The 13,503-nt window shown below is 64.5% G+C and carries 10 protein-coding genes; 5 read left to right on the plus strand and 5 right to left on the minus strand.

All coding sequences use genetic code 11. The features are described 5' to 3' along the window. Positions 1-7 precede the first annotated feature (7 nt). Both ttcA and ACZ46Y_RS11685 read right to left on the minus strand, forming a co-directional pair. A complete protein-coding gene (ttcA, locus tag ACZ46Y_RS11680) occupies positions 8-916 on the minus strand; it encodes a tRNA 2-thiocytidine(32) synthetase TtcA (protein ID WP_311952194.1) in 909 nt (302 codons plus the stop codon). Positions 917-1,040: 124 nt separating this feature from the next. Then, on the minus strand, positions 1,041-2,855 hold the full coding sequence (locus ACZ46Y_RS11685) for a DUF294 nucleotidyltransferase-like domain-containing protein (RefSeq protein ID WP_311952197.1): 1,815 nt from the start codon (positions 2,853-2,855) through the stop codon (positions 1,041-1,043). Between ACZ46Y_RS11685 and ACZ46Y_RS11690 the strand changes: the two genes are divergently transcribed. The 5 genes from ACZ46Y_RS11690 (at position 2,854) to ACZ46Y_RS11710 (ending at position 9,905) form a co-directional block, all read left to right on the plus strand. Continuing rightward, positions 2,854-3,036 carry a hypothetical protein gene (locus ACZ46Y_RS11690; protein ID WP_311952200.1) on the plus strand — a complete coding sequence of 61 codons (183 nt, stop codon included), beginning with the start codon at positions 2,854-2,856 and terminating at the stop codon, positions 3,034-3,036. The genes ACZ46Y_RS11685 and ACZ46Y_RS11690 overlap by 2 nt on opposite strands. 138 nt (positions 3,037-3,174) lie before the next feature. Next, entirely contained in the window at positions 3,175-3,435 is a 261-nt protein-coding gene (locus ACZ46Y_RS11695) for a DUF4212 domain-containing protein (protein ID WP_311952201.1), read from the plus strand. A gap of 6 nt (positions 3,436-3,441) precedes the next feature. Continuing rightward, entirely contained in the window at positions 3,442-5,247 is a 1,806-nt protein-coding gene (locus tag ACZ46Y_RS11700) for a sodium:solute symporter family protein (protein WP_311952203.1), read from the plus strand. A gap of 140 nt (positions 5,248-5,387) precedes the next feature. After that, positions 5,388-5,912, plus strand: coding sequence for a hypothetical protein (locus ACZ46Y_RS11705; RefSeq protein ID WP_311952204.1), 525 nt, complete (start codon positions 5,388-5,390; stop codon positions 5,910-5,912). A gap of 108 nt (positions 5,913-6,020) precedes the next feature. Beyond that, positions 6,021-9,905 carry a PAS domain-containing hybrid sensor histidine kinase/response regulator gene (locus ACZ46Y_RS11710; protein WP_311952206.1) on the plus strand — a complete coding sequence of 1,295 codons (3,885 nt, stop codon included), beginning with the start codon at positions 6,021-6,023 and terminating at the stop codon, positions 9,903-9,905. Between the two features lie 9 nt (positions 9,906-9,914). On the opposite strand, the gene ACZ46Y_RS11715 is transcribed toward ACZ46Y_RS11710, so the two are convergent. The 3 genes from ACZ46Y_RS11715 to ACZ46Y_RS11725 form a co-directional block, all read right to left on the minus strand. After that, positions 9,915-10,577, minus strand: coding sequence for a response regulator transcription factor (locus ACZ46Y_RS11715; protein WP_311952207.1), 663 nt, complete (start codon positions 10,575-10,577; stop codon positions 9,915-9,917). A gap of 225 nt (positions 10,578-10,802) precedes the next feature. Further along, on the minus strand, positions 10,803-12,755 hold the full coding sequence (gene acs, locus ACZ46Y_RS11720) for an acetate--CoA ligase (protein ID WP_311952208.1): 1,953 nt from the start codon (positions 12,753-12,755) through the stop codon (positions 10,803-10,805). 160 nt (positions 12,756-12,915) lie between these two features. Continuing rightward, the gene (locus ACZ46Y_RS11725) at positions 12,916-13,494 is read right to left on the minus strand and encodes a SprT family zinc-dependent metalloprotease (protein ID WP_311952210.1); all 579 of its coding nucleotides are present in this window, start codon (positions 13,492-13,494) and stop codon (positions 12,916-12,918) included. Positions 13,495-13,503: the final 9 nt, after the last annotated feature.

The raw sequence follows: 13,503 nt of genomic DNA on the forward strand, positions 1-13,503 counted from the left end.
GCCGCCGTCAGCCGACGTTGACGGCCTGGATGCGCCCGGCCAGCGCTTCGGCCTGGCTGGCTTCCAGCCGTTCGAAGTCAAACAGCTCGCGGTCGGCAAGCTGGGACGGGGCGACGTTGGTCACCGCCTTGAACATGCTTTCCAGCCGGCCCGGATGGTTTTTATCCCAGTCATTGAGCATCGCCTTGACGTTCTGGCGCTGCATGTTGGGCTGGGAGCCGCACAGGTTGCAGGGGATGATGGGGTATGCCATCTGCCGGGAAAACTCGGCGATATCGGCTTCCTTGCAGTAGGCAAGCGGGCGGATGACGATGTTTTTGGCATCGTCGGAGAGCAGCTTGGGCGGCATCGCCTTCAGGCTGCCGCCAAAGAACATATTGAGAAACAGCGTCTCCAGAATGTCTTCGCGGTGGTGGCCAAGCGCTATCTTGGTGGCGCCGATCTCTTCGGCAAAGCCGTAAAGCGAGCCCCGGCGCAGCCGCGAGCACAGCGCGCAGGTCGACTTGCCCGCGGGGGTTTTCTCCTTGACCACCGAGTAGGTGTCGCGCTCGAGGATGTGGTAGTCCACGCCGAGCCCGTCCAGGTAGTCGGGCAGCACGTGCTCGGGAAAGCCCGGCTGCTTCTGGTCGAGATTGACCGCCACCAGCGAAAAGCGCACCGGCGCGCTGCGCTGCAGGCTGCGCAGCATCTCAAGCATGGTATAGCTGTCCTTGCCGCCGGACAGGCACACCATCACCCTGTCGCCTTCCTCGATCATGCGGTAGTCGATAATGGCGTTGCCGGTCTGGCGGCGCAGGCGTTTTTGCAGCTTGTTGAAGTCGCGCTTGCGGCGCACGTCGTCTGCCGACGGTGCGTCGTCTTCTAAGGCGGCGGAAACGACGGAATCATGGGCTTGCACGGGATCGGGATGCGACATGGGGAATCTGCGCGTGTTGGTGGTAAAAGGGGGCGGCGAGTGACGTCGGACGGCGCCACGACGCGAAATACATGGCCGCTATTGTAGCAACACCCGGCGCCGCCCCACCAACATTGACGGCCGCTTAGGCATATTCCAGGTGGTAGCGGTGCGACAGCCGCTGCTTAAGATCCTTGACGATGTGCAACGCCTCGCGCAAGAGGTCGCGCTCAAGGGACGACAGCGCCTGCACCACCACCCGGTCGCGGCCCTGTCCGCTGGTTTCGTCCTCCGCCAGCTGGCCCTTGAGCCTGAGCTCGCTGAACAGCGACAGCGCCTCGCCAACGTCGTCGGCAAAGCGGCGCTTCAGCCGGCCGTCTGCCACCAGCGCGTCCAGCCGGGCAAAGGTCGAGGTCGCCTTGATGCGCCGCTCAAGCGCCATGGTGCGCACGCCGTGAACGATGGGAAAAATGCCGCCCTTCTTGATGTCGATGCCGTGCTGGGGCTTTTTCAGCGAGCCAAACAGGGTCAACGGCGTCGAGAAGCGCAGCGCCGCCCGGGCAAAGTAGGAGAGCAGCAGCTCGTCGTCGGCGCAATGCGCAAACAGCGTCTCGCGCACGCGCTCGAGCAGCGTGGCGTTGCCAGCCACGGCGTGGGCATCGAGCATGATGGCAAGCTTCATCAGGCTGTCGCCGTCCCGGGCGGCGACCCAGCGCGCAATGCGCGCCTGCCACTCGCTGACGCTGCCCCGCCACTCGGGGTTGGAGACCATGATATGCCCCGGGCACGGCGGGTAGCCAAGCGTCGCCAGGGCGTCGCTGAAGCGCTGCATGGTGTCGTCGGCGCCTGGCCAGTCCAGGTCGTCTTCAAGGATCAGCCCGTTGTCCTGGTCGGTCTTCAAGATCTGCTCGCCGCGGCCTTCGCTGCCCATTACCATCAGGCAGCTCGCGCTTTGATAGCGCGCCTCGACGCAGAACGTCCAGGCCTTGTGGATGATCCGGCCGTTGAGCGCTGCCAGCAGCTCCATGGCAAAGCGCAGCTTGACCCCTTGCGCCATCAGCGCGCTGACCAGCTCCGGCGTGCGCCGGCTGGCCGCGGCCAGCGCCTCCAGGTCGGCGGCCTGCTCTACCTGCAGGCTCACTACGTAGCTGCGGCTGGAAAAATAGCTCAGCACGTCGGTCAGCTCGACCACGCCGACCGGCGCCTCTCCTTCCAGCACCACCACCCGGGACACCTGACGGCGGGTCATCAGCACCAGCGCCTCGAACAGGTATTGCTCAGGCGTTACCGTGATCAGCGCGTAGCGGGCAAGTTCGCCCACCGGGCTCTGCCGCGAGGCGCCGTCCAGCACCATGGCGTTGAGCAGGTCGGTCTTGGTCAGCATGCCGTAGCCGTCTTCCCCCTCGACCAGCAGGCTGTCGACGTGATGACGGTTGAGCTGCGCCACCGCTTCGGCGATATCGGTGCCGGCCGCCAGCCGGCGGGGCGTACGCATGCAGTCGCGCACCTTGGCCAGCATGAAGCCGGCCATGGTCACCCCGCCCTGGGCGCGCTTTTCCGTCAGCCGGCGCGCCTTGCGCGCCAGCGACTGACGAAAATAGGCATCAAACTCGGGGCAGGCGCGGCACAGCTGCTGAAAAAGCACCTTGGGCACCAGGTAGCACACGCACTCCTGCTCGGCGATAAAGCGGTAGCGGCTCTGGCCGTTGATGATGCTGATGGCGCCGAACACGTCGCCGGCGGTATAAAGGCCGATGCGCGCGGTGGCGTCGGGCAGCGTCGGGTCCACCTCGGCAACCTCGCCCCGGTGGATCAGGTAAAGAAACTCGCCGGCCTGCCCGGTATCCAGCAGGATGTCGCCGCGCTCGAAACAGGCGATGTCCATGCCGCGCCGGGCATGCTCGCGCCCCGCCGCGTCGAGCAGGGAAAAAGGCGGCTGGGACAGCTCGACATCAACCATGACACCCCCGGCAACAAGAAAGGCAGATACCGGCAGTATCGTCGCTATGGCGCGCGCCGGCACCTATACCATCGTCATATTCATCAGCGCCGCTTATATCAGCATCACCTCCACCACGACCCACACCACGATCCACACCACGGCCTACACCATGGAGAGTGCCGGGCGATTGATACCTTAGTGTAGAGACCAAAGTCTGGATTTCTTTTTGGCGCTTTTTGCCCACTATAAAAGCACGTTGTGCCGGGCCACCGCCCGTGCGCGACGGCACTTACATACCGTCTCCAACCTTAAACAATCACAAGCGGAGAACTACGCCATGGCAGATGACAACACCAACGCTGCGGCCTATTGGAAAGCCAACGTGCGCACCATCCTTGGCTGCCTGGTCGTCTGGGCCTTTGTCTCGTACGGCTGCGCCATTCTGTTTCGCCCGTTGCTGGCGGGTATCCCCATCGGCGGTACCGACCTGGGCTTCTGGTTTGCCCAGCAGGGCTCGATTTTGACCTTTATCGCGCTGATCTTCTTCTACGCCTGGAAGATGAACCGGCTCGACGCCAAATACAGCCTCGGGGAGTAAGCCAGCATGGATCAGTTCATCATCAACATACTCTTTGTGGGCGCCTCTTTCGCGCTCTACATCGGCATCGCCGTCTGGGCGCGCGCCGGCTCGACCAAGGACTTCTACGTTGCCGGCGGCGGCGTGCACCCCATTACCAACGGCATGGCCACGGCGGCGGACTGGATGTCGGCGGCGTCGTTTATTTCCATGGCAGGGCTGCTGGCCGCCGGCGGCTACGCCAACTCGACCTACCTGATGGGCTGGACCGGCGGCTATGTGCTGCTTGCCATGCTGCTTGCTCCCTACCTGCGCAAGTTCGGCAAATTCACCGTTCCGGCCTTTATCGGCGACCGCTTCTACAGCAACACGGCGCGCCTGATCGCCGTGGTCTGTCTGATCATTGCGTCGACCACCTACGTCATCGGCCAGATGACCGGGGCCGGCGTGGCGTTCTCGCGCTTTCTTGAGGTGTCCAACACCCTGGGCATCTGGATTGCCGCGCTGATCGTGTTCCTCTACGCGGTGTTCGGCGGCATGAAGGGCATCACCTATACCCAGGTAGCCCAGTACGTGGTGCTGATCATCGCCTACACCATTCCGGCGATATTCATCGCCATGCACCTCACCGGCAACCCCATCCCCATGTTCGGCATGTTCAGTACCCATACCGAATCCGGCATGCCGCTTCTGGACAAGCTCGACCAGGTGGTGACTGCGCTGGGGTTCAACGCCTACACCGCCGACGTCGACAACAAGCTCAATATGGTGCTGTTTACGCTGTCGCTGATGGTGGGTACCGCCGGGCTACCCCACGTCATCATTCGCTTTTTCACCGTACCCAAGGTGGCGGACGCGCGCTGGTCGGCGGGCTGGGCGCTGGTGTTCATCGCCCTTTTGTACGTCACCGCGCCGGCGGTAGGCTCCATGGCCAGGCTCAACCTCCTGACCACCGTATACCCCGACATGGCGCAGCAGACCGAGGACTACGACGCCGCCGCGCAAAACCCCATCCTCTATGAAGATCGCCCCGGCTGGATCCGCTCCTGGGAAGACACCGGCCTGATCACCTTCGAGGACAAGAACAGCGACGATCGCATCCAGCTCTACAACGACGACAGCGACGCCTTTGCCGACAAGGCCGAGGAGTTCGGCTGGGAAGGCAACGAGCTTGCGGTCAACAACGACATCCTGGTGCTGGCCAACCCCGAAATCGCCAACCTGCCGCCCTGGGTCATCGGCCTGATTGCGGCCGGCGGCGTGGCGGCAGCGCTCTCGACGGCGGCGGGGCTATTGCTGGCGATTTCATCGGCGGTAAGCCACGACCTGATCAAAAACACCCTTAATCCCAACATCACCGAAAAGGGAGAAATGCTCGCCGCGCGGATCTCCATGGCCGGGGCGATCCTGCTCGCCACCTACCTGGGACTCAATCCGCCCGGTTTTGCCGCGCAAACCGTGGCGCTGGCCTTCGGGATCGCCGGTGCCTCGCTGTTCCCGGTGCTGATGATGGGTATCTTCTCCAAGCGCATCAACAACCGCGGTGCCGTAGCCGGTATGCTTACCGGGCTTCTGACCACGCTTTTGTATATCTTCACCTACCTGGGCTGGTTCTTCATTCCCGGCACCAACATGCTGGCCAACACGCCGGAAAACTGGGTGCTGGGCATCTCCCCGCAGTCCTTCGGGGCGCTGGGGGCGATGATGAACTTCGCCGTGGCCTTCGCCGTTTCCAGCGTCACAGCCGCACCGCCCAGGGAAATCCAGCTGCTGGTGGAAAGCGTGCGCTATCCCAAAGGGGCCGGCAACGCGCCGCACCTGAGTCGGCACTGACGCATGATGACACCGCGCTGATACGCGGCCATCTGGCTATTGCCACTCTGACCCGGCGGGCTTCCGTAAGGAAGTCCGCCTTTTTTCCACCGCGTCAACGCCTCGCGCCGGCGTTAGCGCCCCGTCATCGAGGAGACGCCATGCTCTGGCACTTGATCGCCGCCGTGGTTTCCGGCCTGGCCGCCGCGGGCATCGGCCTGTTTTTGCGCACCCTGAGCGGCAAACGCCTGCCCAAATGGATCGTTCCGGTCTGCGCCGGACTGGGCATGCTGGGCTATCAGATCAACGCGGAATACCGCTGGTTCGAGCACAAGCAGCAGCAGCTGCCGGAAAGCGCCGTGGTGATTTCCAAGGAGACCGGCAGCGCCGTTTGGCGGCCCTGGACGTTTATCTTTCCCATGGTGGACGCGTTCAGCGTGGTCGACCGCGACAACATCCACCACGGCGCCCGGGAGGAAACGCCCGTCACCGAGCTGATCGTCTATCACTTCGAGCGCCACTATGCCGACGTGGTCACCCCCACCCCCTACCTGATCAACTGCGACACTCGGGAGCTGGTGCCGCTGGATGATGACTCCGGCAAGCCGGCGATGAATGAGCTTCGCACCCTGCGCGACAGCGCCCCCTTGTACATCACCGCGTGCCGGCCGCCCCGGGAGGTCTGATACGGCCACTCCTTCACTCCGGCCGCCTGACGCCTACGCCCATTTCACCTAGAATGGGCGTTTTCTACCGGCGGCCCGGGCCGCGGTGCGCCACGGCGGGAGCGTTCGATGTTTTATGCAGGGCTACTCATCGCGGTATCGCTTTTGTACATTGCGGTGCTGTTCGGCATTGCCTGGTACGGCGACCGCCGGGCCCACACCCACGGGGCCAGCCGCCGCCGCCCGCTGATCTACAGCCTGGCGCTGGCGATTTACTGCACGTCCTGGACGTTTTACGGCGCCGTGGGCCAGGCGGCCACCTCGGGCTGGTCCTTTGCCAGCATTTTTGTCGGGCCGGTGCTGACGTTTCTGCTGTTCTGGCCGGTGCTTTCCAAGATGATTCGCGTCGCCAAGCACCAGAACATCACCTCGATTGCCGACTTCATCGCCTCGCGCTACGGCAAGGCCCAGTCGCTGGCGGTCTTTGCCAGCCTGATCGCGCTGATCGGCACGCTGCCCTACATCGCCCTGCAGCTCAAAGCCGTGGCCACGTCGTTCAGCATCCTCACCGACAGCGCCAGCGCCCAGCACGCGCCGCTGTTTGGCGACGCTGCCTTTTACATTGCCGCGGTCATGGCGCTGTTCGCCATTTTATTCGGCACCCGCCACACCGACGCCACCGAACACCACGAAGGGCTGATCCACGCCGTGGCCTTCGAGTCGCTGGTCAAGCTGGCGGCGTTCGTGATTCTCGGCGCGGTGGTGACCTGGGGCATGTTCGACGGGCTGGGCGAGCTTGCCCGCTACGCCGACGGCCAGCTCCAGCTGGAGCGCCAGCTGGCCGAACAGGATTTCGCCCACGGTTTCTGGGCCCAGACGCTGCTCGCCATGCTGGCGATTTTCTGCCTGCCGCGCCAGTTCCACGTCGCCGTGGTGGAAAACACCCACCCGGACGACGCCCGGCGGGCGCGCTGGCTGTTTCCGCTTTACCTGGCGGCGGTAGCGTTTTTTGTGGTGCCTCTGGCCGGCGCCGGACTGTGGCTATTTGGCGATACCGATATCCAGCCCGACACCTACGTGCTGGCGCTGTCCATGGCATCAGACCACGGCTGGCTGCCGCTTCTGACCTTCATCGGCGGCTTTTCCGCCGCCACCAGCATGGTTCTGGTCGCTACCGTGGCGGTGTCGATCATGGTCTCCAACGAGATCGTTATTCCCGCGCTTTTTCGCCTGCGCTGGTTCGACACCCAGGCCCGAGACTACGGTCGCCTGGTGCTGCGCGTGCGGCGCTTTACCATCGTCGCCGTGCTGATCCTGGCCTACGGCTTCTACCGCCTGCTGGCCGAACTTACGTCGCTTTCCGCCATCGGCATGCTCTCCTTTGCCGCCGCTGCGCAGTTCGCCCCGGCGCTGATCGGCGGCCTTTACTGGAAGCGCGGCAACTGGCTGGGGGTTATCGTGGGGCTGAACGCAGGCTTTGCCGTCTGGGTCTACAGCCTGCTGGGCCCGGCGCTTGCCAACGCTGGCGTACTGCCCGGCGGCTGGGTCATTGATGGCCCGCTGGGCATCGGCTGGCTCTCGCCCATTGAGCTTTTTGGCCTGGAGCTGGGCGACCCCTTCACCCACGGGGTCATGCTTTCGCTGGGGCTCAACCTGTTCTGCTACATCTTTATCTCCCAGCTGAGCACCCAGCGGGTGGTGGAGCGCATCCAGGCGTCGCTATTTGTGGACAGCGTGGAAACCCGTCAGACCTCGGTCAACCGCCCCTGGCTCGGCGCCACCACGGTGGGCGACCTGAAAGTGCTGTGCGAACGTTTTCTCGGCGCAAACCAGGTGGCCACTGCCTTTAACAACTACGCTCGGCGCAACGGCACCACCCTTGACGACGACGCCCGAGCCTCCATCGACGTCATCCAGTTCACCGAGCGCTTCCTGGCCTCGGTGCTCGGCGCGTCGTCGGCGCGCATTGTGGTCAACTCGGCGCTGCAGGGGCGCGGCATCGGCATCTCCGACGTCATTTCCATCGTCGATGAGGCCTCCCAGGTGCTCGAGTTCAACCGCGCTCTGCTCCAGGCCACCATCGAAAACATCAGCCAGGGCATCAGCGTGGTCGACCAGCACCTGCGGCTGGTGGTGTGGAACCAGCGCTATCTGGAGCTGTTCCGCTTTCCCGACCACCTGATCCGGGTGGGCGCGCCCATCGACCGCATTTTCCGCTATAACGCCCACAGCGGCGAATACGGCCCCGGGGATCCCGAGGAACACGTCGAGCTTCTGCTCGACAATATCCGCGAGGGCCAGCCCCACCGCTACGTGCGCTACCGTCAGGACGGCAGCGTGCTGGAGGTCCAGGGCACCCCCATGCCCGGCGGCGGCTTTGTCTATACCTATCAGGACATTACCCGGCAAAAGCGCACCGAAGAGGCGCTGATCCGCTCGGAAAACAACATCCGCATCTACACCGACAACGTGCCGGCGCTGATCGCCTACTTCGACAAGGACTGCCGCTACCTGTTTACCAACCGCGCCTACGAGCAGGCCTTCGGCGTGGACCGCCACGCGGTGATCGGCCGGCGCTTTGCCGACGTCATGCCCGCCGACCGCGCCCGGGAGCGCGCCGACTGGTTCCAGCGAACGCTTGCCGGCGAGCGGGTCAGCTTTGAAGTGGCCATGCCCATCGGCGGCGAGCGCCACCATATGCTGGTGACCTACACCCCGCACTTTGACGACGGCGGCGCCATCCTCGGCTTTTTTGCCCTCTACCAGGACATCACCGAGCGCCGCCTGGCTGAGATCGCCCTCAAGGAAACCAACGAAACCCTGGAAGAGCGGGTGCACGAGCGCACCCAGGAGCTATCCCGCGCCAAGCAGCTGGCGGAGGATGCCAACGCCTCCAAGACGCGCTTTCTCGCCGCCGCCAGCCACGACCTGCTGCAGCCGCTCAACGCCGCGCGGCTGTTTACCTCGGCGCTGGCGCAGAACCATACCGCCAAGGGCGACCGCCACACTATCGACCATATCGACAACTCGCTGCAGGCCGCCGAAGAGCTATTAGGCACGCTGCTGGATATTTCCAAGCTCGATGCCGGCGCGCTCACGGCCCGGCGCAGCCACTTTGCCCTGGCCGATATTTTCCACCCGCTGCGCGCCGAGTTCGACGTCATGGCCGCCGACCGGGGGCTGGACCTGACCGTGGTGCCCACCGGACAGTGGGTGGACTCCGACGCCCAGATGCTGCGCCGCATCGTGCAGAACTTTCTCTCCAACGCCCTGCGCTATACCCGGGAGGGCCGCGTGCTGCTCGGGTGCCGGCGCGCCGGGGAGCGGCTGCGCATCGAGGTCTGGGACACCGGCCCGGGCATCGCCGAGGCCAAGCAGGCGGAAATTTTCCAGGAATTTCGCCGCCTGGATCAGACCTCGCGCCACCGCGAAAACGAGAAAGGGCTGGGGCTGGGCCTGTCCATTGCCGAGCGCATGAGCCGGGTGCTGGATCACCCCATCGCGGTGCGCTCCTGGGAAGGGGCGGGCACCGTCTTCAGCGTCAGCGTGCCGGTGGTGGACGCCCGGGCCGTCGCAGACGCCGCGCCCGAGCCGAGCCGCCGGGCGGGCCACAAGCTCGCCGGCACGCGCATTGTGTGCATCGATAACGAATCGCTGATTCTTGAAGGCATGGCCGCCATGCTCGGCGGCTGGGGGTGCGAGGTATTCACCGCCACCAGCATCGGCGGCGCCAAGTCGATTCTGCGCAATATGGAGGGCGACCCGGAGGCGATACTCGCCGACTACCACCTGGATAACGAAGTGACCGGCCTGATGGCGCTGGAGGCCCTGGGCGAGCGCCTGCAGGGCGAAGTGCCCGGCATCGTGATCACCGCCGACCGCAGCGAAGCGGTGGCCGACGAGGTTCGCCGCGCCGGCCACCACCTGCTGCAAAAGCCGGTACGCCCGGCGGCCCTGCGGGCGCTTTTGACCCGCACGCTGCAGGCCAGCCGCGGGGCGCAGCCGCAAGCCTAGCGCTTTGCCTCAGGATTCAAGCTTAGGCGGCTCTACCTCAAGCTTCTGGGCGGCGATGACCGCCTGGGTGCGCGAGTGCACGCCGAGCTTGCGCAGGATGGCGGTGACGTGGGCCTTGATGGTGGCTTCCGAAACGTTGAGCTCGTAGGCGATCTGCTTGTTCAGCAGGCCTTCGGTGAGCATGTTGAGCACGCGAAACTGCTGGGGCGTAAGCGAGGCAATGGCCTCGGCAAAGCGCGCCTCTTCCTCGTTGGTGTCGTCGAGCACGCCGGCAAGCGCCTCGGGCAGCCAGACTTCGCCGTCGAGCACTTCGCCCACCGCCTCGGCAATCAGCGCAAGCGAGGACGACTTGGGGATGAAGCCCGAGGCGCCGTAGTCCAGTGCCCGGCGCACCACGTAGGGCTCGTCGCTGCCCGAGATGACCACCACCGGAATGTCGGGCATCTGCCCGCGCAGCTGGATCAGCCCGGAAAAGCCGTTGGCGCCGGGCATGTGCAGGTCGAGCAGCACCAGGTCAGCATCCGGATGCCGGTTGACCGCCTCCTTGGTGGCTTCCATGGTGTCGGCTTCGACAATGTCCGCCTCGGGCGCCAGCTGGCGCAGCGCCTGGGTCAACGCGGCGCGGAACAGCGGATGGTCGTCAGCGACGATGAACTTGTGGGCAATAGCCATGGGGTCTCCTCCGGATCCTTGAGCGGCCGTCAGGTGACTGTCGCACCGATAACGGCGGCGGCACCTGTCGAATGGTACCCCAAGGGCTTCATCCTGCCCAAGGGCAGCGGGCACGCCCGTCGCTTTTTTATCCGCGCAGGGCGCCTTGACACGCCGCTGCCGCCCGAAAACGACAATGCCGGCACGCGGCCGGCATTGGAGGGGTTTAGCGAAAGGCGCCGCGACTCAGCGGTTGGCGCGGTGCTCGATCAGCTCGTCGACGACGCTGGGGTCGGCAAGCGTGCTGGTATCGCCCAGGCCTTCGGTCTCGTTGGCGGCAATCTTGCGCAGGATGCGGCGCATGATCTTGCCCGAACGCGTCTTGGGCAGATCGGCGGCCCACTGGATGATGTCCGGCGAGGCGATGGGGCCGATATCCTTGCGCACCCACTGGACCAGCTCCTTCCTGAGCTCGTCGCTCGGTTCGAAGTCTTCGTTGAGGGTGACATAGATATAGATGCCCTGACCCTTGATGTCGTGGGGGAAACCGACCACGGCGGCTTCGGCCACTTTATCGTGGGCAACCAGCGACGACTCGATCTCGGAGGTGCCCATGCGGTGGCCGGAGACGTTGAGCACGTCGTCGACCCGCCCGGTGATCCAGTAGTAGCCGTCCTCGTCGCGGCGGGCCGCATCGCTGGTGAAGTACATGCCCGGGTAGGTCGAGAAGTAGGTCTGCACGAAACGCTCGTGATCTCCCCAGATGGAGCGTGCGATCCCCGGCCAGGCGTCCAGAATCACCAGGTTGCCCTCGGCCTCGCCTTCCAGCAGGTTGCCGTCGTTATCGATGATACCCGCCTTGACGCCGAACAGCGGCAGGGTGGCGGAGCCCGGCTTGAGGTCGGTGGCCCCGGGCAGCGGCGAAATCAGGATGCCGCCGTTCTCGGTCTGCCACCAGGTATCGACGACCGGACACTTCGAGTTGCCGATGACCCGGTAGTACCACTCCCAGGCCTCGGGGTTGATGGGCTCGCCCACGGTACCCAGCACTCGCAGGCTCTCCCGGCTGCTGGTATCCATGACGTCGTCGCCGTGGGCGCGCAGAGCACGGATAGCAGTGGGCGCCGTATAGAGAATATTGACCTTGTGCTTGTCGACCACCTCGCCGATGCGGCCGGGCGTCGGGTAGCTGGGTACGCCTTCAAACATCAGCGTGGTCGCCCCGTTGGCCAGCGGCCCGTAGACGATATAGCTGTGCCCGGTAATCCAGCCAACGTCGGCGGTGCACCAGTAGATATCGCCATCGTGATAGTCAAAGACGTACTGATGGGTCATGGCGGCGTGCACCAGATAGCCGCCGGTGGTGTGCTTCATGCCCTTGGGCGCGCCGGTGGAGCCCGAGGTATAGAGGATGAACAGCGGATCCTCGGCGCTCATCTCCTCGGCCGGACAGTCGGTGGCCTGCCGGGAGACGAGATCGTCATACTCGATGTCGCGACCCTCATGCCAGTCGATCTCGCCGCCGGTACGCTTGACCACCAGGACGTTTTCGCACACCTCGGTGCCATCACGGGTCAGCGCGGCATCGACGTTGTCCTTGAGCGGCACATGCTTGCCGCCGCGCACCGACTCGTCGGCGGTGATGACCAGCTTGGACTTCGCGCCGGTCACACGCTGGGCAATGGCGTCCGGTGAGAAGCCGCCGAAGATAACCGAGTGAATCGCCCCGATACGCGCGCAGGCGAGCATGGCGATGGCGGCCTCGGGGATCATCGGCATGTAGAGGGTAACCACGTCGCCCTTGTTAACTCCCAGCTCCTTGAAGGCGTTGGCCAGCTGGCAGGTCCGCTCGTAAAGCTCGCGATAGGTGAGCGTCTTGTCGTTCGCCGGGTCGTCGCCTTCCCAGATGATCGCCGGCTGGTCGCCGCGGGTTTCGAGGTGACGATCGAGGCAGTTGACGCTGGCGTTGAGGGTGCCGTCTTCAAACCAGCGAATATCGACGTTGTTTACGTCAAACGACGTATTCTTGATCTTGGTAGGCGCCTTGATCCAGTCGAGCCGCTTGGCCTGCTCCGCCCAGTAGCCCTCAGGATCTTCGATGGACTGGCGATAAAGCGCCTCGTAGTCGGCCTTGTCGATCCAGGCACGCTTCGCCAGCGCTTCGGGAACCGGATAGATGTTCTTTTGCTGCTCAGTCATAACGAACCTCTTGATCAGGGTGAGAACCAGGCAAAACAGCGTCCGCCCGCGTTCTGGTTAAGCGTGCCGACTTTATGTGCTTCGCTCCCAGCATATAGGTCTCGAAGCGGCCTTCCATTTAGACCTTGGTATTAAAAAAATTCCCTTTATTAACAGGTGACTATAAAGAATTTTCGGGCAGCGTGCGGCCAAGATAGACCAACGTCTGAGCGCACTGCCGACAGCGATAGCGCCGCCCTTTATGCCGCTGGGCATGGCGCTGGGGGGTGAAGTAGTGATCGCCACAGCGGCAAGCGTAGCGGTACGGCGCCGATCGTGCCCGGCTGACGTCCAGCCGGTGGGTCACCCGGGGCGTCAGGGCATAAAGATCGCGCATCACCGTTTGCCATTCGCGCCCGTGGGGTTTGAGCCGCGGGCCGTTCTCCAGGTGGAACACCAGCCAGTGGGCCATTTCGTGGGGGATAACGTCGGTAAAGAACGCCGTGCGGTTTTCTTCCAGCAGCACCGGATTGAAGCGCAGCCCGCCGCGCCCCAGGTGCGCCTGGCCGGCGGAGGCGCCCTTGAGATCAAACCACACCCGGGGCGCGGGCAGCGCCGGGTGAACCTCCCGGGCGCGCTCGAGCGCCTCGGCCACCCGGCGGCGGGCGGCCTGTTCCAGCGCCTCGCGGTCAAGCCCGGCCAGCGCCTCGTCGGGCCAGGCGGGAAGCGGCGCGGCCGCCTTTGATGATAAACTCGACACCCTGTTTTT

The organism is Halomonas garicola (assembly GCF_055382465.1).